Annotated in this window: 19 protein-coding genes; 17 read left to right on the forward strand and 2 right to left on the reverse strand. The window is 67.3% G+C overall.

The features are described from left to right. Nucleotides 1-25: 25 nt before the first annotated feature. From CIK77_RS00475 to CIK77_RS00490, 4 genes are all read left to right on the forward strand, one after another. Nucleotides 26-322: a YggT family protein gene (locus CIK77_RS00475; protein WP_332841599.1), complete on the forward strand. Its 297-nt coding sequence runs from the start codon at nucleotides 26-28 to the stop codon at nucleotides 320-322. 124 nt (nucleotides 323-446) lie between these two features. Next, nucleotides 447-1,040 (forward strand): DivIVA domain-containing protein, encoded by a 594-nt coding sequence (locus CIK77_RS00480; RefSeq protein ID WP_087055626.1) that lies wholly within the window; start codon nucleotides 447-449, stop codon nucleotides 1,038-1,040. 10 nt (nucleotides 1,041-1,050) lie between these two features. After that, nucleotides 1,051-1,854, forward strand: a complete 804-nt coding sequence (gene lspA / locus CIK77_RS00485; protein ID WP_087055625.1) for a signal peptidase II — start codon at nucleotides 1,051-1,053, stop codon at nucleotides 1,852-1,854. Beyond that, nucleotides 1,854-2,771 carry an RluA family pseudouridine synthase gene (locus tag CIK77_RS00490; protein ID WP_087055624.1) on the forward strand — a complete coding sequence of 306 codons (918 nt, stop codon included), beginning with the start codon at nucleotides 1,854-1,856 and terminating at the stop codon, nucleotides 2,769-2,771. The genes lspA and CIK77_RS00490 overlap by 1 nt, the downstream gene beginning before the upstream one ends. 97 nt (nucleotides 2,772-2,868) lie before the next feature. Here CIK77_RS00490 and CIK77_RS00495 read toward each other — a convergent pair whose 3' ends face one another. Then, the gene (locus CIK77_RS00495; RefSeq protein ID WP_087055623.1) at nucleotides 2,869-3,699 is read right to left on the reverse strand and encodes an endonuclease domain-containing protein; all 831 of its coding nucleotides are present in this window, start codon (nucleotides 3,697-3,699) and stop codon (nucleotides 2,869-2,871) included. Nucleotides 3,700-4,068: 369 nt separating this feature from the next. Here CIK77_RS00495 and CIK77_RS00500 point away from each other — a divergent pair, with 369 nt between their 5' ends. From CIK77_RS00500 to CIK77_RS00540, 8 genes are all read left to right on the forward strand, one after another. After that, complete coding sequence (locus CIK77_RS00500; RefSeq protein ID WP_087055622.1) at nucleotides 4,069-4,650, forward strand: GNAT family N-acetyltransferase; 582 nt, start codon at nucleotides 4,069-4,071, stop codon at nucleotides 4,648-4,650. 375 nt (nucleotides 4,651-5,025) lie between these two features. Beyond that, nucleotides 5,026-5,193 (forward strand): hypothetical protein, encoded by a 168-nt coding sequence (locus CIK77_RS17540; protein ID WP_170934187.1) that lies wholly within the window; start codon nucleotides 5,026-5,028, stop codon nucleotides 5,191-5,193. A gap of 308 nt (nucleotides 5,194-5,501) precedes the next feature. Continuing rightward, nucleotides 5,502-6,161 carry a hypothetical protein gene (locus CIK77_RS17545; RefSeq protein ID WP_087055620.1) on the forward strand — a complete coding sequence of 220 codons (660 nt, stop codon included), beginning with the start codon at nucleotides 5,502-5,504 and terminating at the stop codon, nucleotides 6,159-6,161. Nucleotides 6,162-6,369: 208 nt separating this feature from the next. Next, nucleotides 6,370-9,882 carry a DNA polymerase III subunit alpha gene (gene dnaE, locus CIK77_RS00515; protein ID WP_087055619.1) on the forward strand — a complete coding sequence of 1,171 codons (3,513 nt, stop codon included), beginning with the start codon at nucleotides 6,370-6,372 and terminating at the stop codon, nucleotides 9,880-9,882. A gap of 128 nt (nucleotides 9,883-10,010) precedes the next feature. After that, the gene (locus CIK77_RS17980; protein ID WP_249268649.1) at nucleotides 10,011-11,996 is read left to right on the forward strand and encodes a hypothetical protein; all 1,986 of its coding nucleotides are present in this window, start codon (nucleotides 10,011-10,013) and stop codon (nucleotides 11,994-11,996) included. A gap of 18 nt (nucleotides 11,997-12,014) precedes the next feature. Then, nucleotides 12,015-13,316, forward strand: a complete 1,302-nt coding sequence (gene hisD, locus CIK77_RS00530) for a histidinol dehydrogenase (RefSeq protein ID WP_087055618.1) — start codon at nucleotides 12,015-12,017, stop codon at nucleotides 13,314-13,316. Further along, the gene (nrdR, locus tag CIK77_RS00535; protein WP_087055617.1) at nucleotides 13,316-13,804 is read left to right on the forward strand and encodes a transcriptional regulator NrdR; all 489 of its coding nucleotides are present in this window, start codon (nucleotides 13,316-13,318) and stop codon (nucleotides 13,802-13,804) included. The genes hisD and nrdR overlap by 1 nt, the downstream gene beginning before the upstream one ends. Nucleotides 13,805-13,806: 2 nt before the next feature. Beyond that, the gene (locus CIK77_RS00540) at nucleotides 13,807-14,829 is read left to right on the forward strand and encodes a quinone-dependent dihydroorotate dehydrogenase (protein ID WP_087055616.1); all 1,023 of its coding nucleotides are present in this window, start codon (nucleotides 13,807-13,809) and stop codon (nucleotides 14,827-14,829) included. Nucleotides 14,830-14,889: 60 nt separating this feature from the next. Here CIK77_RS00540 and CIK77_RS00545 read toward each other — a convergent pair whose 3' ends face one another. Further along, nucleotides 14,890-15,450, reverse strand: coding sequence for a DUF3043 domain-containing protein (locus tag CIK77_RS00545; protein WP_087055615.1), 561 nt, complete (start codon nucleotides 15,448-15,450; stop codon nucleotides 14,890-14,892). Nucleotides 15,451-15,499: 49 nt separating this feature from the next. On the opposite strand from CIK77_RS00545, the gene CIK77_RS00550 reads away from it, so the two are divergent. From CIK77_RS00550 to ctaF, 5 genes are all read left to right on the forward strand, one after another. Continuing rightward, nucleotides 15,500-16,894 (forward strand): dipeptidase, encoded by a 1,395-nt coding sequence (locus CIK77_RS00550; protein WP_087055614.1) that lies wholly within the window; start codon nucleotides 15,500-15,502, stop codon nucleotides 16,892-16,894. 149 nt (nucleotides 16,895-17,043) lie between these two features. Next, a complete protein-coding gene (erpA, locus tag CIK77_RS00555) occupies nucleotides 17,044-17,406 on the forward strand; it encodes an iron-sulfur cluster insertion protein ErpA (RefSeq protein ID WP_087055613.1) in 363 nt (120 codons plus the stop codon). Between the two features lie 155 nt (nucleotides 17,407-17,561). Then, nucleotides 17,562-18,461, forward strand: a complete 900-nt coding sequence (gene ctaC, locus CIK77_RS00560; protein ID WP_087055759.1) for an aa3-type cytochrome oxidase subunit II — start codon at nucleotides 17,562-17,564, stop codon at nucleotides 18,459-18,461. A 5-nt stretch (nucleotides 18,462-18,466) separates the two neighbouring features. Then, nucleotides 18,467-20,209 (forward strand): aa3-type cytochrome oxidase subunit I, encoded by a 1,743-nt coding sequence (gene ctaD / locus CIK77_RS00565; RefSeq protein ID WP_087055612.1) that lies wholly within the window; start codon nucleotides 18,467-18,469, stop codon nucleotides 20,207-20,209. A 4-nt stretch (nucleotides 20,210-20,213) separates the two neighbouring features. Continuing rightward, nucleotides 20,214-20,669 carry an aa3-type cytochrome oxidase subunit IV gene (gene ctaF, locus CIK77_RS00570; protein ID WP_087055611.1) on the forward strand — a complete coding sequence of 152 codons (456 nt, stop codon included), beginning with the start codon at nucleotides 20,214-20,216 and terminating at the stop codon, nucleotides 20,667-20,669. Nucleotides 20,670-20,740 lie beyond the last annotated feature (71 nt).

A 20,740-nucleotide genomic window follows, 5' to 3' on the forward strand; every position in this document is an offset into this window, starting at 1 on the left:
TCGGCATCGCGATAGGCTCATACATGTGATCGGTTGGATTTTTACGGTCGTCTACGGCCTGCTCGTCGTGTACCTGTTGGTGCTGTGGGCGCGCCTCATCCTGAGCTACATCCCGCTGTTCAATCGCGGATGGCGCCCGAAGGGAGCCGGCCTCGTGCTGGCAGAGATCGTGTACACCGTCACCGATCCGCCGATCAAGTTCCTGCGTCGATTCATCCCTCCGCTCCGACTCGGCCAGGTCTCCATCGACTTCTCCTTCATGCTGGTGATGTTCGCCTGCATCATTCTGATGTCGATCACGAGCGTGCTCTCTCGTACCTGAGCGCGCGACGCAGCCCCTGTCCACCGGCCCACTTCAGGCACCAACGGTTATGCTTGCACTCGCAAGTTGCGCCCAGGCCGATGCCCGTGGCCACTGACCATCTCAATTTCACGAGGAGTTACCCATGGCACTGACCCCGGATGACGTCGTCACCAAGGAGTTCAGCAACGTTCGCTTCAAGGAGGGCTTCGACCCCGAAGAGGTCGACGACTACCTCGATGAGATCGTCAAGGAGTGGCGCACCACGATCGCGGAGCGCGATGAGCTGAAGGCCCGCGTCGCCGAGCTCGAGCAGCAGCTCGAGGGCGCGCCGGCACAGGCCGCGCCCGCACCCGCACCCGTTCCCGCGCAGGCCGCCCCGGCAGCCGAGGACGCATCGGCCGGCTCAGCGAGCACCAACGCACTCGGCATCCTCGAGCGCGCCCAGCGTCTGCACGACGAGCACGTCGCGGAGGGCCAGGGCGAGGCGGAGCGTCTCGTCGGCGAGGCGAAGACCGAAGCCGATGACATCGTGCGCGGCGCGAAGAAGGAGCGCAACGAGGTTCGCTCCAAGCTCGAGACCGAGCGGAAGACGCTCGAAGAGCGGATCACCGAGCTGCGCACGTTCGAGCGCGACTACCGTCAGGAGCTGCGCGGCTACTTCGAGGGCAAGCTGAAGGACCTCGACACGACGAGCACCTCGTCCTCCGAGACGCCCGTGTCGGCGATCGGTCTCTAAGACTGCCGTCTTGAGCGCTCGCGCACCGATTCGTCCGGCGGCGGCCAGCACCACCATCGCACTTCTTGCGCTGGTCGTGCTGGCCGCCGACCAGTTCAGCAAGCACTTCGTCCTCACTCACCTCGAACCGGGCGTGACGACGCAGATCGCGGGGGAGGCGCTGCAGTTCGTCCTCGTGTTCAACCCGGGGGCCGCCTTCTCGCTCGGCGAGGGCGTCACGTGGATCTTCACGATCGCGATGACGATCGTCGCCGGCGTGATCGTCTACCTCGCGATCCGGCGCGTGCGGTCCAGGCTCTGGGCCGTCGTCCTCGGACTGCTCCTCGGCGGAGTCCTGGGCAACCTCGGCGACCGGCTGTTCCGCGACCCGGGCTTCGCGGTCGGTCACGTCGTCGACTTCATCCTGACGCCGTGGATGTGGTTCTGGACGCCGAACGCGGCGATCTTCAACGTCGCCGACATCTTCATCGTCGGCGGCATGGCGTCTGTCGCCCTGCTGCTGATCATCGGCCTCGAACTCGACGGCACCCGCGTCCGCAAGAAGGGCGACGCGGAGGACGCGAGCGACGGCGACGCCTCCGGTGCGGAGGACGAGGACGACGACAACGCACCGGATGCCGACGATCGGGGTGACGCCGAAGAGCCGGCCATGGACGACGGCGACGAGGGGGACGGCGAAGACGACGCCGTGCCGGAAGTCGACGATGCGCCGGACGCCGGCGAAACCGGCGACGGCGAGAGTGAAGTCTCCCGTGCGGACGACAGCATGGACGAAGGTCGCACGGGTCGCACGACGACCGGGGACGCCTCCTGATGGAGTCTCGGAGCCTGACGGTTCCCGATGAGCTCGACGGTGTGCGCGTGGACGCCGCGCTGGCGAAGCTGCTCGGGTTCTCCCGAACCTTCGCCGCGGACGTCGCGGAGTCGGGGGGCGTGTTCGTCGACGCCCGCGGTGTGCGGAAGTCGGACCGTGTCACCGCCGGGGCGCGTCTTGACGTGGCGTGGACTCCGCGCGAGGAGCCGAAGGCCGTGGCCGAGGTGGTCCCGGAGCTCGGCATCATCTTCCAGGACGAGCATCTCGTCGTCGTCGACAAACCCGTCGGCGTCGCCGCTCACCCTTCTCCCGGCTGGGAGGGACCGACCGTCGTCGGCGCTCTGATGGGGCTGGGTGTCTCCGTTGCGACATCCGGAGCAGCCGAACGGGCGGGCATCGTGCACAGGCTCGACGTGGGCACATCCGGGCTCATGGTCGTCGCGAAGTCGGAGTACGCGTACACCCAGCTCAAGCGCGCCTTCAAGGAGCGCACCGTGGACAAGATCTATCACGCGATCGTGCAGGGGCACCCGGATCCGCTCGTCGGCACCATCGACGCACCCATCGGCCGACACCGCAGCCACTCGTGGAAGTTCGCGGTCATGCCGGACGGCAAGGATTCGGTCACTCACTACGAGACGATCGAGGCGTTTCCCGGGGCATCGCTGCTCGAGATCCACCTCGAGACGGGGCGTACGCACCAGATCCGCGTGCACATGGCGGCGCACCGCCACCCCTGCGTGGGAGATCCGCTGTACGGCTCCGACCCGACGCTGTCCGAGCGGCTCGGCCTCACGCGCCAGTGGCTGCACGCGCACGGCCTCGCGTTCGAGCACCCGGCCACAGGGGACCGGGTCGAGTTCGCGTCCCCCTACCCGCCCGACCTGCAGCACGCCTACGACCTCCTCGCCCGCTGATCGCGCGACCCGCGAGCTGAGTACTTTCGGTCGAGGTGAGTACGTTCGGGGCAGTTCTGGTCGAGCCTGGCGCGGTTGTACTCGTCTCGGCGGCTGGCTAGTCGGCCGCACCTGCGGCGATCCCGCGTCGCAACTCCGCCTCGACGCGGGGCCAGTCGTGCATCACGTCGTAGTAGTCGAAGCGCAGTACGGTGCAGCCGAGGGCAGTCAGGGCTCGATCGTGCCGGATGTCCCGCCGACGCTGTGCCGCATCCTTGTGATAGGCCCAGCCATCGAGTTGCACGACGAGATGCCTGCCGATCAGGAAGTCGACCCTATGGCCGGCGATTCTCACCTGCTGTACGGCCCGAATACCGGCGCGCCGGCAGTTCCACACGAAGGTCGACTCCATACCGGAGTCCGATTGCTCAGAGACCGCTTTCGCGAGATCCTTGGCAGCGCGGGAACGCCACGGTATCCGTCGCAGCTGTTGGGGTGTGACGCGCCGGCGATTGGTAGCCGATTCCCACACGCAGAAAGCATCCCGCTTCGGAAGACACGAAGCGACGTTTGCCAATACGTTCTCGATTTCGTCGAGCAGGGAGCGCGGCCGACGAGCCGTGACCGGATGCGAACGGTGGCAGACGCTCGATTCTGATGTGCTGCCTGTGTGCGGCGGCACCGCCAGATGGACCTGCGTCGGCAGTCCCTTCGGGAGCCAGAGGTCGAGCCGAGCCAGCGCCGAGACGCACGAGACCACTCCGCCGAGTGCTGCCGCTGTCCGCAGGTCGTCGCCGATGCTCGGCAGGAGCAGCCACTGCCTGCGCAGCAGCTCTATGCCTTCCTTGCGTCGAGCCGCGAGTATCCGATCGGCGCTCCAGCCTGCATCGATCAGGTCAGCTCGGTGCAACCAGCCACCGCGCCTTTCGAGTTCTGCGCACAGCTCCATGTCGATCCTCCGTTCCGGATGGGGACGTCATGAGTCTTGGTACTGGAGAGCAGCGCACACAACGGGCAACTGCGGGTTGTGGACGGAAAGCCACGCGAACTCGGGGGTGTGGGTGGAAGGAGGCCACGCACATTCGCTTGAGGCCGTGTGCGAGACACGTGTCACGGAGCGCGAGCGAGGAAGCTGCGGCTCGATCGCGTCCCCGCTGCGACATGAGTATGACCGCGCGATATGAGTACGATGGCGGCGAGAACGTGGGATTCTCGCCGCCATCGTACTCATCTCGGCGACCGAGCATGGGAGCCTTGCTCTGCCGGACGCGCGGGCACGGTGCGGGGTGCAGGACGGAGCGCCGGGCACACTGAACGCATGGTGATCGAGGTGCGGGCAGCGACCGAGTTCGACGACGTGGCGGCGCTCGTCGGGCCCAAGAAGCCGACGAGCAACGTGTGCTTCTGCCTGAGCTACCGCATCGGCAGCAAGGAGAACCAGGCGCTGCGCGGACAGGCGCGCGCCGACCGAGTGCGGGAACTGTGCGAGCACGATCCGCCGCCTGGCGTCATCGCCTATCTCGATGGCGAACCGGTGGGCTGGGCGGCGCTGCACCCGCGCAGAGACACCAGCTTCGCCCGCAACCGCCTCATCCCGCATGTCGACGAACTCGACGTCTGGTCGCTGTGGTGCTTCCGTGTGCGGCCGGGCCACCGCAAGCAGGGGATTCAGCACCACCTCATCTCTGGCGCAGTGTCGTACGCCCGCGAGCGCGGCGCGCCGGCTGTTGAGGGGTACCCCGTCGACAACCGCGGTGAGCACGTCGACCTGACGATGGCGTACGTCGGCACGAAGGCGCTGTTCGAGGGCGCGGGCTTCACACAGGCGGCCGAGACCGGATCTGTGCTGAACGGATTCCCGCGTGTGCTGATGCGACGGACACTTTCGCAGAAGTCGTGAACCGGATCGGCGCGGGCGTGCAATACCCGATATGAGCACTGACAGCGAAGACATCGCGGCACCGCTCGAAGCCTCGGCGCGAATCGCGGCGATCTTCGGGCGGCATGCGCGGGCGGTCGGCGGAGATGTGCGTCGGTGATTGGTCGGCGACGGTGTGGACGCTGTGCTCAGCGAGGCATTCCTGGTTGCCCTCCGCAGGCGTGGTTCGTTCGGACAGTCGAGCGACTCGGCCAGGCGGTGGCTGCTCGGTATCGCGACACGCGTGATGAAGCGGCGCCGCGCGTCAGGCGCTGCTGCGCGAGATGGCGATGGCAGCAGTTGGCGCTGAGCGGAGGCGTGCGCCCGCAGCGCGGGGCGCTTGGCTAGAGCATCGGCATGGGCGGACTCGTCGCAGGAGCGGCGACAGCAGCACTGGTGGTCGGTGCCGTTCCGGCGCCCGTCGATGCACCGGATGCGGCAGCCGCCGAGGCTCTGAACGCTGCCGCCGAGGCTGCGATCAGCGTCGATGTGCTGGAACCGGCACGGGGCCGATCATCCGGATGATGCGAACGGCGGAACAGACTCTGGGATGGCACTCCAGACGCCGTCGCAAGCGCCAGCCGAGCTTCCTCCACCCGCTGATTGAGTGCGGGCCGCGCGACGGTATCGTTCACTCGTCGCGCGACCGCTCTCGCAGAATCGGACCAACGTCATTCGGCTCAGAAATCCCGCGGGGCGCGGCTTCAGAGGCGCGACCCGCCTGTCTGCGCGCTCAGGCGCAATTGCCGGTGGAGTCCACTCAGCCGACGAGCCGGATCACCCAGTCGGCGGGGGAAACGGAGCGGGACCGGCGAGTCTGAGACGATGAGGCGATGGCAGGTTCTCTCGTCTCGCCCCGCGCGGCGGCGGTGCTGTGGTCGGCCGTCGGCGGCGCGGCCGCCCTGGTCACGGCGCCGGGGCTGATCTGGCTGTTGCGGGACCGGCTGCACGTGAGGTGCAGCACGGGTGCACCGGGAACGGAAGGCTACGGCACCTGGGTGTGCGCTGACGGCATCGGCTACATTCTGCCCGGCATCGCGGTGGGAGGCGGCGTGATGATGCTCGTCGTCGTTGCGATGATCATCAGCGGCGTCGTCAGTCGCGACCGCGTCCGGGCCGTGCTTCTCGTCGTGTTCGCCGGCGCAGCTATGGCGTGGGGGAACATACTGATCGCCTACGGCTCGGCGAACCTCGTGCACGGGCGGGCCGCGGGCATCTCCGGCATCGAGACCTGGTTCGATGCAATGGGAGTGGCGGTGCTCTGCCAAGCCGTCTCTCTCGCATCGGCGATCGCGTCTTTCTTCGTCGGGGCGCGTGCTGCTCGTATCGCAGCCTGGGTCGCCGTCGTCCTGGCATGCCTCGGAGCTGTCGTTCAGCCGGGGCTCGCGGTCACCGCCGCACCAGGTGCGTTTCTCCTGATGGGCGCTGCGTGCCAGCCGCCGATGCGGGACTCGGTCGTGGGTCGGCGCGGGGGTGAGCACACGCCCGGTTGAGCGCGGTCACGCGAAAACCGGCCGGATGCGGGTGGAACGTCCTCGTTCGGGACGGCCGTACTCGCCCCAGCGGCGTCCGCGGCGGTACACACCCAGGCGCGCACCGCTGTGAGCGCCGCCGGTTCCCGGGGCCTCCCGCAACGTCGGCCCGCCACGGGAGCGCGACACGGCGGGGCGGAATGTCCGTGGGTGAATTTAGACTCGGGATATGGCTTCCGACGACTTCGTCCACCTGCACGTGCACAGCGAGTACTCGATGCTCGACGGGGCGGCGAAACTCGGGAACATGACCCAGGCGGCGGCTGATCTGGGGCAGAGCGCCATCGCCGTCACCGACCACGGCAACACGTTCGCCGCGTTCGAGTTCTACAACGCGGCGAAGGCCGCAGGGGTCAAACCGATCATCGGCCTCGAGGCCTACATCACGCCGGGCACACAGCGCAGCGAGCGCTCGCGGGTGTCGTGGGGCTCGCCCGATCAGAAGAGCGACGACGTCTCTGGCGGCGGCGCCTACACCCACATGACGATGTGGGCCGAGAACAACGAGGGCATGCACAACCTGTTCCGCCTCAGCTCGCTGTCGAGCATCGAGGGGTACTACTTCAAGCCGCGCGCCGATCGTGAGCTCCTCGAGACGTACGGCAAGGGCATCATCGCCACCACGGGTTGCCCGTCCGGCGAGATCCAGACGCGGCTGCGACTCGGCCAGTACGACGAGGCGCGACAGGCGGCGGCCGACTACCGGGACATCTTCGGCAAGGAGAACTACTTCACCGAGATCATGGAGCACGGTCTCTCCATCGAGCGGCGAGTTCGCGAAGACCTGATCAGGCTCTCCAAAGACCTGAACATCCCGCTGCTCGCCACCAACGACTCCCACTACACCTATCAGCATGAGGCCGACGCGCACGAGGCCCTGCTGTGCGTGCAGTCCGGGTCCACGATGGACAACCCGAACCGCTTCAAACTCGACGGTGACGGCTACTACATCAAGTCGGCGCGGGAGATGCGTCAGCTGTTCAACGAGCATCCAGAGGCCTGCGACAACACACTGCTCATCGCCGAGCGCTGCAACATCGAGTTCGACACCGAGGCGAACTACATGCCGCGATTCCCCGTCCCGGATGGGGAGACGGAGGAGAGCTGGTTCATCAAAGAGGTCGAGAAGGGGCTGCACTACCGCTACCCGAACGGCATCACGGATGACGTGCGCAAGCGCGCGGAGTACGAGATCGGCATCATCACCCAGATGAAGTTCCCCGGCTACTTCCTCGTGGTCGCCGACTTCATCAACTGGTCGAAGAACAACGACATCCGTGTCGGCCCCGGGCGAGGCTCCGGCGCGGGTTCGATGGTCGCGTATGCGATGCGCATCACCGACCTCGATCCACTTGAGCACGGCCTGATCTTCGAGCGGTTCCTCAACCCGGACCGCGTCTCCATGCCCGACTTCGACGTCGACTTCGATGACCGGCGCCGCGGCGAGGTCATCGACTACGTGACGGAGAAGTACGGCGATGAGCGCGTCGCGCAGATCGTCACCTACGGCACGATCAAGTCGAAGCAGGCGCTGAAGGACTCCAGCCGAGTGCTCGGCTTCCCGTTCAGCATGGGGGAGCGGCTCACGAAGGCGATGCCGCCGCCCGTGATGGGCAAGGACATGCCGCTGAGCGGCATGTTCGATCCGGATCACGGTCGCTATAAAGAAGCGAGTGAGTTCCGCTCGCTCATCGAGACCGACCCGGAAGCGAAGACGGTCTTCGACCGCGCCATCGGGCTCGAAGGGCTGAAACGCCAGTGGGGCGTGCACGCCGCCGGTGTGATCATGTCCTCCGATCCGCTGATCGACATCATCCCGATCATGAAGCGCGAGCAGGACGGGCAGATCGTCACCCAGTTCGACTACCCGGCCTGTGAGTCGCTCGGCCTGATCAAGATGGACTTCTTGGGGCTCCGCAACCTCACCATCATCTCGGACGCCCTCGACAACGTGCGCACCAACCGCGGCGTCGACATCGACCTCGAGACCCTCACCCTCGACGACAAGGACGCGTACGAGCTGCTCGCTCGCGGCGACACCCTCGGCGTCTTCCAGCTCGACGGCGGCCCGATGCGCAGCCTGCTGCGCCTGATGAAGCCCGACAACTTCGAGGACATCTCAGCCGTCATCGCGCTGTACCGACCAGGCCCGATGGGCGCGAACTCCCACACGAACTACGCGCTGCGGAAGAACGGTGAGCAGGAGATCAGCCCGATCCATCCCGAGCTCGAGGAGCCGCTCAGGGAGATCCTCGACACGTCATACGGCCTCATCATCTACCAGGAGCAGGTGATGGCGATCGCACAGAAGGTCGCCGGGTTCAGTCTCGGGCAGGCAGACATCCTGCGTCGCGCGATGGGAAAGAAGAAGAAGTCGGAGCTCGACAAGCAATACGTCGGCTTCGCCGAGGGGATGAAGAGTCGCGGCTTCGGGGAGGGGGCGATCAAGGCCCTGTGGGAGATCCTGCTCCCGTTCTCCGACTACGCGTTCAACAAGGCCCACTCGGCTGCGTACGGCGTGGTGTCGTACTGGACGGCCTACCTCAAGGCGCACTATCCGGCCGAGTACATGGCCGCGCTGCTCACCAGCGTCGGCGACTCGCGCGACAAGCTCGCGATGTACCTCAATGAGTGCAGGCGCATGGGCATCAACGTGCTGCCGCCGGACGTCTCCGAGTCGATCCTCTTCTTCGCCGCCGTCGGGGAGGACATCCGCTTCGGCCTCGGCGCCGTGCGCAACGTCGGCTCGAACGTCGTCGACGGGATCGTCTCGGCGCGCGCCGACGGGCCGTACGCGAGCTTCCACGACTTCCTGAAACGCGTCCCCGCGCACGCGGCGAACAAGCGCACCGTCGAGTCGCTGATCAAGGCGGGCGCGTTCGACACGATGGGTGCCACGCGGCGTGCCCTGGTGGAGATCCACGAGGATGCCGTCGAACAGGCGGTGCTCGACAAGCGGCGCGAGGCGCAGGGCGAGGTCGGCTTCGACTTCGACAGCCTGTGGGACGAGCCTCAGGAAGTGCAGAAGGTCCCGGAGCGCCCCGAGTACACGAAGAAGGACAAGCTCGCTTTCGAGCGCGACATGCTCGGGCTGTACGTCTCGGATCACCCGCTCGCCGGTCTCGAGGTGCCGCTCGCCAAGCACCGCAGCATCACGATCGCCGACCTGCTCGGATCGGAATCGCTCGACGACGGCGACCAGGTCACCGTCTCCGGTCTCGTCACGAGCGCCCAGCACAGGGTGGCGAAGGCGAGTGGAAATCCGTACGGCATGGTCACGGTCGAGGACTTCGAAGCCGAGGTCACCGTGATGTTCATGGGGAAGACCTATCAGGAGTTCCAGCCGATTCTGCAGCAGGACTCGATTCTCGTCGTCCGCGGGCGGGTGTCGCGCCGCGACGATGGGCTGAACCTGCACGCGCAGTCGGCGTTCTCGCCCGACCTGGGGGCGATGGACACGGCGGGTCCCATCACTCTTCTTCTGCCGGAGCAGCGTGCCACGGAGCGGGTCGTGAAGGACCTCGCCGACGTGCTGAAGCGACACACAGGAGACACAGAGGTGCGACTGAAGATGCACAGAGGACGATCGGCGAAGGTGTTCGAAGTGCCGATCCCCGTCACCGTCACCGCCGATCTCTTCGGCGACCTGAAGTCGCTCCTCGGGCCGCAGTGCCTGGGCTGAGGCGACGGCGCGCGGGCGGCCGTCACACAGAACGAACACAGAAGACGGCCGTGATCCGGGCAGTAGGATCGAAGTAACCACGACCGTGCAAGCAATGCTCACGCGAGCAGTAAGAGGGGACGTCAGTCGTGTCCGACAACACAAACGGCCAGCAGGCCTGGGAGCCGAGCGGCCAGCCGCAGCAGGGCGCTCCCAATCCGCAGCCCCCCGCGGGCGACCCGCGGCCGCCGGCACCTGCGCCGGCACGAGAGAGCTTCATCCCGGAACAGCCGATGTCGAATACGACCGATGAACCGGATGGTGATCGCGGCCACGGCGGCGTCCCCGCGATCTGGGTGTTCTCGCTGCGGGAGCTGATTCTTGCGGGTGTCGGCGTCGTCTCGATCGTCTTCTCGTTCTTCTCGATCTACTCGCTGACAGGTGCGTCAGCAGGTTTCGGCATGGAGCTGCCGTCGTATTTCCCGGTCTGGGGACAGGGAATCGCCGCGATCGCCGCATCGGTCGCCATGGTCGCAGCTACCGCGCTGATCGTGCTGCGTCGCCTCGTGCCGGCACTCACGACACTCAAGATCGGTTCGCTGAGCATCGACCAGTTCGCATCGGTTGCGTTCGTGTCGTACGCCGTCGTCTACTGGAGCGCCGTCTTCTCGGCGCTCGGCACCGGTTCAATGATGGGCGGCGTCGGCGTCACCTGGATGGCCTGGGTCGCCGCCGTGGTCGCACTTGCCGGCGTGTTCTTCACGGTCGTCGCTCCGTTCGTTCCGCCGTTCCGAGCTGACTTCGACGGTCGCGAGGAGACACAGGCGACGAGAGCGGCGAGGCCCGCGCTCACGCTGATCCAGCGCCCGCGGGCGCCGAAGCCCGCACCGCAGCAGGCGCCGTGGCAGCAGCAGGGCCAGCAGGCGTACGGCCAGCAGCCCGCACCGTTCGGCCAGCAGGCGCCCTATGGTCAGCAGCCGCCCCACGCGCAGCCGCCGTACGGGCAGAGCCCGTATGGCCAGCAGCCCCCGGCCTACGGTCAGCAGAACGCCTACGGACCGCAGGGCGGCTACCCGCAGCAGCCCGTGCCGTACGCACCGCAGCCAGACCCGTCGTCGTCGTTCGCTCCGCAGCAGCCTCCCGCCTATGGCGCTCCTGCTGCGCCGTACGAGTACCAGGGTCAGGCCTCTGGCGCTGAGGAAGCTGCGCAGGCGCCGACTGCCGACGCGCAGTCGCCTGCCTATGGCGCTCCTGCTGCGCCGTACGAGTACCAGGGTCAGGCCTCTGGCGCCGAGGATGCCGCGCAGGCGCCGACCGCCGACGCGCACGCTCCTGCCTCCGGTGCTCCTGCTGCGCCGTACGAGTACCCGCCCCAGGAACCCGTCGCCGATCCGTTCGGCCCGCCGGCAGCCGCACCCGCCATCGATTTCGGTGAGCCGTCGGCAGACCACGCTCCCGCAGGGGACAGTGCTCCGGCAGATGGAACCGAGCACGGCGCCGCGGCTTCCGACGGCACGACCGCCGCGGCCGAGGTCGCCTCCGACGCCGACGAGTCAGCAGGAGAGGCCGACGACGTCGCCACGCGCGCGCTGCAGGTGCCGACCTCTGCCGACGTCTCGACACAGGACGAGGAGATCACAACCGACACCGAACAGGTGACGGGGCAGCCCGCCCGCTCGGCGCTCGACCACAGCGCAGCCGGCGTCGACTTCGGCGGCGCCCTCGCCAGCGATGGCGAGGAGCAGCCGGGGCAGGGGTACCGGCGCACCGGTTCGATCCCCGTGCCGGACGAGGCAGACGCCGCGGCGGTCGACTCAGAACTCGACGGCGACACCGTCCTGCGCGTGCCGGCCGATGTTCAGGACGCCCGCGATTCTGACCGTCACGACGACGAGGATTCGGCCGAGGGTCAGCGCGTCGACCCAGGCTCCCTCCCGGTGACGAACGCACAGCCGTTCTGGGCACTCGCGCCGGTCGAGCGTGACGTCGTCGACGCCGCCGGCGGTCCGCTGTTCCGCATCGGCCCCACGGCGTGGGCGCTGGTGCTGGAGGAGCGCGGCGAGGTATTCGTCGTCCGCGACGACAACGGCAGGGTCGGCTACCTGCACGACACCACGGGCGTCACCCGCGGCTGAGAAGAGAACCATACGAACATGCGCACGATCGACCTGCGCGGGCGCGAGCTGACGCCCGCGGAACTGCTCGCCGCCGTGCCGCGCGCGAACGCGGCACGGCAGGCGGCGCTCGAGGCGGCGACCGACATCGTCGCCGATGTCCGCGCCAGGGGCGAGGCGTCCCTGCGCGAACAGGCGGAGAGGTTCGACGGTGCGACGGACCACGCCATCCGCGTGCCCTCGGAGCAGCTCACTGAGGCACTCGCGGGCCTCGCCTCGCCGATCCGCGACGCACTGGAAGAGACGATCCGTCGTGTGCGTGAGGCATCCGCGGCCCAGATCCCCCCGGCCAGGACGACCACTCTCGCCGACGGCGCGCGTGTGACGCAGCGTTGGCAGCCGGTCGCACGCGTGGGCGTCTATGTGCCAGGCGGCAAGGCGGTGTACCCGTCGAGCGTCGTCATGAATGTCGTGCCTGCTCAGGTCGCCGGCGTCGCCTCGGTCGCACTCGCATCGCCGCCGCAGTCCGAGCACGACGGTCGCGTGCACCCGACGATCCTCGCAGCGGCCGCGCTGCTCGGCATCGACGAGGTCTACGCGATGGGAGGCGCAGGAGCGATCGGCGCGTTCGCCTACGGCGTCGACGAGCTCGGCCTCGATCCGGTCGATGTCGTCACCGGGCCAGGCAACAACTTCGTCGCATCGGCCAAGCGGGCCGTCGCCGGCGTCGTCGGCACGGACGCGGAGGCGGGAGCGACGGAGATCCTGATCTCGGCGGACGACACAGCCGATGCCCGGCACGTCGCCTACGACCTGGTCAGCCAGGCGGAGCATGACGAGCAGGCCTCAGCTGTGCTCGTGACGAGCTCGCTCACCCTCGCTGAAGCGGTCGCCGCCGAGGTCGAACGCGTTGCGGCTGCGACCAGGCATGCCGAGCGCGTCGCCACTGCGCTGGCGGGGGAGCAGTCCGCGATCGTGCTCGTCGACGACGCATCCGCGGCCGAAGCGTTCAGCAACGCGTACGCGCCGGAGCACCTCGAACTCCACCTCGCCGACGCCGCAGACGCGTCGCCCCGCTACACCAGCGCCGGCGCGGTGTTCGTCGGGACCCACAGCCCTGTCAGCCTCGGCGACTACCTCGCCGGATCGAACCACGTGCTCCCGACCGGAGGCCAGGCGCGCTACGCGGCGGGCCTCGGCGCCGCCACGTTCCTGCGATCGCAGCAGGTCATCGAATACTCGCGCGAGGCGCTCGAAGCCGTCAGGGACGGCATCGTCGCCCTGTCCGAAGCAGAGGCCCTCCCCGCGCACGGCGAGGCCGTCACGGCGCGGTTCGCCTGATGCACTGCCCGTTCTGCCGCCACGGCGACTCCCGCGTCATCGACTCGCGTACGAGCGACGACGGCCTGTCCATCCGGCGCAGGCGTCAGTGCCCCGAATGCGGGAAGCGCTTCTCCACGGTCGAGACCTCCAGTCTGAACGTGATCAAACGATCCGGCGCCGTCGAACCGTTCAGCCGTGACAAGGTCGTGCTCGGTGTGCGCAAGGCCTGCCAGGGTCGTCCTGTCACCGACGCGGACCTCGCCGTGCTCGCGCAGAAGGTCGAGGAGGCGGTGCGTCAGACCGGCCTCAGCCAGATCGACGCCAACGAGATCGGTCTGGCGACCCTCGGCCCGCTGCGTGAGCTCGACGAGGTGGCCTACCTCCGCTTCGCCAGCGTCTACCAGGCGTTCGAGTCGCTCGAAGACTTCGAATCGGCCATCGCCTCGCTCCGCGCCGATCACGCGGTCGCGGCGCCGATCGATTCGGCGACGGACCAGAAGGATTGAGAATGTACCCGCTGCTGTTCCGCACCGTGCTCACCCGCTTCGATCCTGAGGTCGCCCACCACCTCGGAATGGCAGTCATCCGCCTCGCAGGGCTCAGGCCGCTCGCGCCGATCGTGCGCGCCGTGACGAAGCCCGACTCGTCGCTTGCGGTGACCACGCTCGGGCTCACGTTCCCGAGTCCGTTCGGCGTCGCCGCGGGCTTCGACAAGAACGCCGTCGGTGTTCGCGGCCTCGACGCGCTCGGCTTCGGCCACATCGAGGCGGGCACCGTCACGGCGATCCCGCAGGACGGCAACCCCAAGCCCCGACTGTTCCGCCTCGTGCGCGATCGCGCCGTCATCAACCGGATGGGCTTCAACAATCGCGGCGCGAAGGCCGCGGCCAAGCGCCTGGCGAAGATGCGGCGCGGGGGAGCCGTCGTCGGTGCCAACATCGGCAAGAGCCGTGTCGTCGATGTCGCTGACGCCACGGACGACTACGTCGCCAGCGCGACGATGCTCGCACCGCTCGCCGACTATCTTGCGGTGAACGTCTCGTCGCCGAACACTCCTGGCCTGCGCGGTCTGCAGGCGATCGAGACGCTGACGCCGCTGCTCACGGCTGTGCGCGAGGCGGCCGGTGCCACCCCGCTTCTGGTGAAGATCGCACCCGACCTGCCGGATGACGAGATCGCCGGTGTCGCGACGATGGCCAAGGATCTCGGCCTGGCCGGCATCATCGCCACCAACACGACCATCTCCCGAGACGGTCTCACCGCCGATCTGGCCACGATCTCCGCCGCCGGCGCCGGCGGTCTCTCCGGCGCGCCCCTGCGTGAACGCTCTCTCGAGGTGCTCCGGATCATCCGGGCCGAGGTGCCTGACCCTGAGTTCTGCGTGATCTCGGTCGGCGGCGTCGAGACCGCCGACGACGTGCAGGAGCGGCTCGATGCGGGGGCGACCCTCGTGCAGGGCTACACGGCGTTCCTCTATCGTGGCCCGTTCTGGGCGCGACAGATCAACCGCGGCCTGATACGGGGCCGCTGACGCGAACCGGCCTCGCTCATCCGGATCGTGCCGGATGAGCGAGGCCGGATGCGCGTGCCGCTACTTCGGTGCGCCGCCGACGCGCACCTGCGGCTTCGGCAGGCGCATGAAGCGCATCTGCATCGAGCGCATCGCCGCGTACCAGCCGAGACCCTTCTCACGCTTGTCCTCGCCGAACTTCTCGCCGGCGCGCTTCTTCACACTGCGCGACAGGATGAACATATCGCCGACGGTGAACAGCACGAACACCCACAGGCCGACCATGCCGTAGAACTGGAACGCGTACGGCAGGAACATCGTCGCGACCAGGATCACGATCAGCGCAGGCATCAGCAGCTCGCCGAGATGCCACCGTGAGTCGGTGAAGTCGCGCACCCAGCGGCGCTGCGGCCCTCTGTCGCGCGGCTGGAGGAACTTCTCCTCGCCATTGGCCTGTCCGAGGCGGGCGCGATCCTGGCGGGCGCGAAGGTCAGCTTTAGCGCGTCTGCGGGCCTCCTTCGTGTTGGCGACGAGCGGACGGCGATTGGCCGCCTCGCGCTCGGCGCGCGTCGGAGTGGGGCGTCCCTTGCCGACGGTCGGCGTCGACGCGTCGTTGTCGCTGGGAGCGGGGGTCTTTGCCACGGCGGAGCACCTCGATAAGTCGTTGCGGTTCGCGCCCTAGGATACCCGCATGACCTTCGCAGAAGATCCGGATCAGAATCTCGCCGACGTCGCGGAAGGGGGAATCGCGAACGCGCTGGCCGATCTCGGCCGCCTCGTGCGCATCCCCGGCATCGCGTGGCCGTCCTTCGACCAGGATCAGCTCGGGCGCAGCGCGGAGGCGGTGGCGCAGCTCGCCCGCGACACCGCTGTCTTCGACGAGGTGCGCATCCATCGCGCGGAGGTTCCGGGCACCGACGACCTCGGTCAGCCGGGTGTGCTGGCCACGCGCAGGGCGCGAAACGGCAGGCCGACGGTGATGCTCTACGCCCACCACGATGTGCAGCCCCCTGGCGACGACGCGCTCTGGCAGACGCCGCCGTTCGAGCCGACCGTGCGCGACGGGCGCCTGTACGGTCGCGGCGCCGCTGACGACAAGGCGGGCGTCATGACGCACATCGCCTCGCTGCGGGCGCTGCACGAGAAGATCGGCGACGACCTCGACCTGGGCATCGTGCTGTTCATCGAGGGCGAGGAGGAGTTCGGCTCGCGTTCGTTCACGCAGTTCATGGACGACAACGCGGACGAGATGCGCTCCGACGTGATCGTCGTGGCCGACTCAGGCAACTGGGACTCGGCCACGCCCGCCGTCACCGTGTCGCTGCGTGGCAACGCCACGTTCCACCTGACCGTGCGCACGCTCGCCCACGCATCGCACTCCGGCATGTTCGGCGGCGCGGTGCCCGATGCCATGCTCGCCACCATCAAGCTGCTGTCGACGCTGTGGCACGACGACGGCTCGGTCGCCGTCGAGGGCCTTGCCATACGTGATGCCGACACTCCCGAGTACGACGAGTCGACGCTGCGGGACGAAGCAGGACTCCTCGACGGCGTCAGCCCCATGGGGAACGGCACCATCCTCTCCCGCATCTGGAACAAACCGGCCATCACCGTCACGGGGATCGACCACACGCCAGTGCATGCGGCGAGCAACACCCTCGCGCCGGAGATCACCGTCGTCGTCAGCGCTCGTGTCGCACCAGGCCAGAGCTCGCGGGAGGCCTACGAGGCCATCCGCTCCCACCTGGAGCAGCGCGCACCGTTCGGCGCTGAGCTCACCTTCAGTGAGGTCGACAACGGCGACGGCTTCCTCGTCGACACGTCGGGATGGGCGGTGACCGCGGCACGCGAGGCGATGCGAGACGGATACGGCACGGAGCCCGTCGACTACGGCGTCGGCGGCTCCATACCGTTCGTCGCCGACCTCGTCGAGCGCTATCCGGGGGTGCAGATCCTCGTCACGGGCATCGAGGATCCGCACTCGCGGGCGCACAGTCCGAACGAGTCCCTGCACCTCGACACGTTCCGCCACGCGATCGTGTCGGAGACGCTGCTGCTGGGGCGGATGAATCAGCGCGAGGGCTGAGACGACATCCGGATGCCGCGTCCGACGGGCGAGAAACGCCGCGAGCGGGACGGAAACGTGCCTGAAGCGCCGAATCGACGTCTACAATCGGTAGAAGGCCGATGTGCGTTCCCGCGCAAGGGCGAAACCTGGAGTGAGAAGGAGACGGCATGAGTGACACCCTGACGATCAACGCCGAGACCCGCGCACACGGCGTGAGCCTCACGGATACCGCCGCCGCCAAGGTGAAGAGCCTGCTCGAACAGGAAGGGCGCGACGACCTGCGCCTCCGCGTCGCCGTGCAGCCGGGCGGATGCTCCGGCCTGATCTACCAGCTGTACTTCGACGAACGCCAGCTCGAGGGTGACGAGACCGTCGACTTCGATGGCGTCGAGGTCATCGTCGACAATATGTCGGTGCCGTATCTCGACGGTGCCGCCATCGACTTCAAGGACACGATCAGTGAGCAGGGCTTCACGATCGACAACCCGAACGCCGGCGGCTCCTGCGCCTGCGGCGACAGCTTCCACTGATCCACGAGCGAACGGCCCCGCAGCTCCCGTATGCGGGGCCGTTCGCTGTGCGGCACCACCGGAGCACCGCGCCACACGCTGGGAGTGTGGCCTGAATCCGGTGAGCAAGTGCCGTAGACTGATTCCGCTCCATTCACGTTCGAAAGGTGAAGTACGTGCCGTCGAAACGCCGCCTCCGTTGGGCCGCGATACCTATCGCCGTTGCCTCTCTCGTCGCCCTCGTGGGCTGCACCCCGACGGAACTGCACGGGTACCTCCCCGGCTTCACCGAAGAAGGCACCCCCGCGACCAACCAGACCGACGGCATCGCCGCGCTCTGGACGGGCTCGTGGATCGCCGCTCTGGTCGTGGGCATCATCACCTGGGGCCTGATGCTCTGGGCGATGGTCGTGTACCGCCGCCGCAAGGGACAGACCGGTCTGCCCGTGCAGCTGCGCTACAACATGCCGATCGAGATCTTCTTCACGACGGTGCCGCTGATCCTGGTGATCGGACTGTTCGCCTTCACCGCTCGCGAGCAGACGAAGATCGAGGAGCCGTGGGCAGAGCCCGACGTGCACATCACCGCGATCGCGAAGCAGTGGGCATGGGACTTCCAGTACGACGGCGACCAGGAGGACAACTCCGACGCCGTGTGGACGATGGGCATCCAAGCCCAGGTCGATGACGACGGCGACGTCGACGAGAACAAGCTCCCCAGGCTCGTGCTGCCGGTGGACAAGAAGGTCACCATCGACCTGCAGTCCCGCGACGTGATCCACTCCTTCTGGATCATCGACTTCCTCTACAAGAAGGACATGTACCAGGGACACGACAACTCGTGGTCGTTCATCCCCACCCGTGAGGGCACCTACCAGGGCAAGTGCGCCGAGCTGTGCGGTGAATACCACTCCGCGATGCTCTTCGAGGTCGACGTGGTCAGCAATGCCGAATACGAGTCGTACCTCGACGACCTCGAGGGCGATGGTCAGACGGGCGACATCAACGACGCCTACGACCGCCTGCAGAACCTCCCGGGCACCACTGGTGCCGAGGCAGAAGAAGAGGGGCACTGAGCGCTATGACATCGACTGTGCAGGAGCAGCGCCCGGCGATGCCGGCGCGTCAGGCGGCATTGCTCAGCGGGAACAGCACCCACCGCAAGGGCAACATCATCGTCAGCTGGATCACATCCACTGACCACAAGACGATCGGGTACATGTACCTGATCACCTCGGTGCTGTTCTTCATGCTCGGCGGTGTGATGGCGCTGATCATCCGCGCCGAGCTGTTCGCACCGGGCCTGCAGGTGGTCCCGACCCACGAACAGTACAACCAGCTGTTCACGATGCACGGCACGATCATGCTGCTGATATTCGCGACGCCGCTGTTCGCAGGTTTCGCCAACGTGATACTGCCGCTGCAGATCGGTGCACCCGATGTGGCGTTCCCTCGACTGAACGCGTTCGCCTTCTGGCTGTTCACCTTCGGTTCGATCATCACGGTGGCCGGCTTCCTCACCCCGCAGGGCGCGGCCTCCTTCGGCTGGTTCGCCTATCAGCCGCTCGCCAACGCCTCGTTCTCGCCGGGTGTCGGCGGCAACCTGTGGATGATGGGTCTCGGCATCTCCGGATTCGGCACCATCTTCGGCGCGGTGAACTTCATCACCACGATCATCACGATGCGCGCACCCGGCATGACGATGTGGCGCATGTCGATCTTCAGCTGGAACACGCTCGTGACCAGCCTGCTGATCCTGATCGCGTTCCCGGTCCTCGCAGCCGCGCTGCTCGCCGCGGCCAGCGACCGCATCCTCGGCTCCCATGTGTACGACCCGGCCAACGGCGGTGTGCTGCTGTGGCAGCACCTGTTCTGGTTCTTCGGACACCCAGAGGTGTACATCATCGCGCTGCCGTTCTTCGGCATCGTCTCCGAGATCTTCCCGGTGTTCAGCCGCAAGCCGATCTTCGGCTACAAGACCCTCGTGTACGCGACGATCGCCATCGCGGCGCTGTCGGTGTCGGTGTGGGCTCACCACATGTACGTCACCGGTGCGGTGCTGCTGCCGTTCTTCGCGCTGATGACGATGCTGATCGCCGTTCCCACGGGCGTGAAGATCTTCAACTGGATCGGAACGATGTGGCGAGGGTCGCTCACCTTCGAGACGCCGATGCTGTTCTCACTCGGCTTCCTGGTCTCCTTCGTCTTCGGCGGTCTCACCGGAGTCATCCTGTCGGCGCCGCCGCTGGACTTCCACGTGTCGGATTCGTACTTCGTCGTGGCCCACTTCCACTATGTGGTGTTCGGAACCGTCGTATTCGCGATGTTCGCCGGCTTCTACTTCTGGTGGCCGAAGTGGACGGGGAAGATGCTCAACGAGCGTCTCGGCTACGTGCACTTCTGGATGCTGTTCATCGGCTTCCACATGACGTTCCTCATCCAGCACTGGCTGGGTGTCGACGGCATGCCTCGCCGCTACGCCGACTACTCGGCGGCAGACGGCTGGGCGTGGGGCAACGAGCTCTCCACCGTCGGTGCCATGATTCTCGGCGCGTCGATGATCCCCTTCCTGCTGAACGTGTGGGTCACCGCCCGCAAGGCGAAGAAGGTCACAGTCGACGACCCGTGGGGCTTCGGCGGATCGCTCGAATGGGCGACCAGCTGCCCGCCGCCGCGGCACAACTTCACGTCGATCCCGCGCATCCGGTCGGAGCGCCCCGCGTTCGACCTGAACCACGGCCCCGTCGTCGAGGTGGGTGTCGGGCCGGCGAAGGATGCTCCGGATGTCCCAGTGAAGGACGTCGCAGACGGAGAGGTGAAGTAGAGCCATGAAATCCAACGTTGTCATCTGGTGGATCCTCGCGGTCTTCTTCCTGATCTGCACCGTCGTCTACGCCGGCTGGGGAATCCTCAGTCACCTCGACGCCGTTCAGGCGGGGGAGCGCACGTGGAACGAAGCCGTCGAGTGGCCGGGCGCGATCGCTCTGCTGTTCAGCACCTTCATGTCGGCGATGATCGCCTTCTTCATCCAGAAGTGGCACGCGAGCCAGAAGGGCCTTGAGCTCGCGGCGGACCGCCTCGACGCCGACATCGACGACGACGACCCCGAGATGGGCGAGTTCAGCCCGTGGTCCTGGTGGCCGCTCGTCCTCAGCGGAGCCGTCGCCCTCGGCGCGCTCGGCCTCGCCGTCGGCACCTTCCTGATCCCGCTCGCGGCCGGCCTGCTGGTCGTCGCACTGGTGGGGTGGACCTATGAGTACTACCGAGGAAACTTCGCCCGCTGAGCGGCGCCCGGCACGGCCGCTTCCTGCGTTGTCGTCGGTCACAGGGCTCTCGGCCCCGTTCCCTCCTCCGC

The sequence above is a fragment of the Microbacterium sp. JB110 genome (genome assembly GCF_003335195.1).
Taxonomy (GTDB): domain Bacteria; phylum Actinomycetota; class Actinomycetes; order Actinomycetales; family Microbacteriaceae; genus Microbacterium.

Coding starts and splice junctions, on each gene's coding strand:
- ctaD (WP_087055612.1), top strand. CDS start 18,467: ATGACATCGACTGTGCAGGAGCAGCGCCCGGCGATGCCGGCGCGTCAG.
- CIK77_RS17545 (WP_087055620.1), top strand. CDS start 5,502: ATGGCAGGTTCTCTCGTCTCGCCCCGCGCGGCGGCGGTGCTGTGGTCG.
- CIK77_RS00490 (WP_087055624.1), top strand. CDS start 1,854: ATGGAGTCTCGGAGCCTGACGGTTCCCGATGAGCTCGACGGTGTGCGC.
- ctaF (WP_087055611.1), top strand. CDS start 20,214: ATGAAATCCAACGTTGTCATCTGGTGGATCCTCGCGGTCTTCTTCCTG.
- hisD (WP_087055618.1), top strand. CDS start 12,015: ATGCGCACGATCGACCTGCGCGGGCGCGAGCTGACGCCCGCGGAACTG.
- CIK77_RS00550 (WP_087055614.1), top strand. CDS start 15,500: ATGACCTTCGCAGAAGATCCGGATCAGAATCTCGCCGACGTCGCGGAA.
- CIK77_RS00480 (WP_087055626.1), top strand. CDS start 447: ATGGCACTGACCCCGGATGACGTCGTCACCAAGGAGTTCAGCAACGTT.
- CIK77_RS00500 (WP_087055622.1), top strand. CDS start 4,069: ATGGTGATCGAGGTGCGGGCAGCGACCGAGTTCGACGACGTGGCGGCG.
- dnaE (WP_087055619.1), top strand. CDS start 6,370: ATGGCTTCCGACGACTTCGTCCACCTGCACGTGCACAGCGAGTACTCG.
- CIK77_RS00495 (WP_087055623.1), bottom strand. CDS start 3,699: ATGGAGCTGTGCGCAGAACTCGAAAGGCGCGGTGGCTGGTTGCACCGA.
- CIK77_RS17540 (WP_170934187.1), top strand. CDS start 5,026: ATGGGCGGACTCGTCGCAGGAGCGGCGACAGCAGCACTGGTGGTCGGT.
- nrdR (WP_087055617.1), top strand. CDS start 13,316: ATGCACTGCCCGTTCTGCCGCCACGGCGACTCCCGCGTCATCGACTCG.
- erpA (WP_087055613.1), top strand. CDS start 17,044: ATGAGTGACACCCTGACGATCAACGCCGAGACCCGCGCACACGGCGTG.
- CIK77_RS00540 (WP_087055616.1), top strand. CDS start 13,807: ATGTACCCGCTGCTGTTCCGCACCGTGCTCACCCGCTTCGATCCTGAG.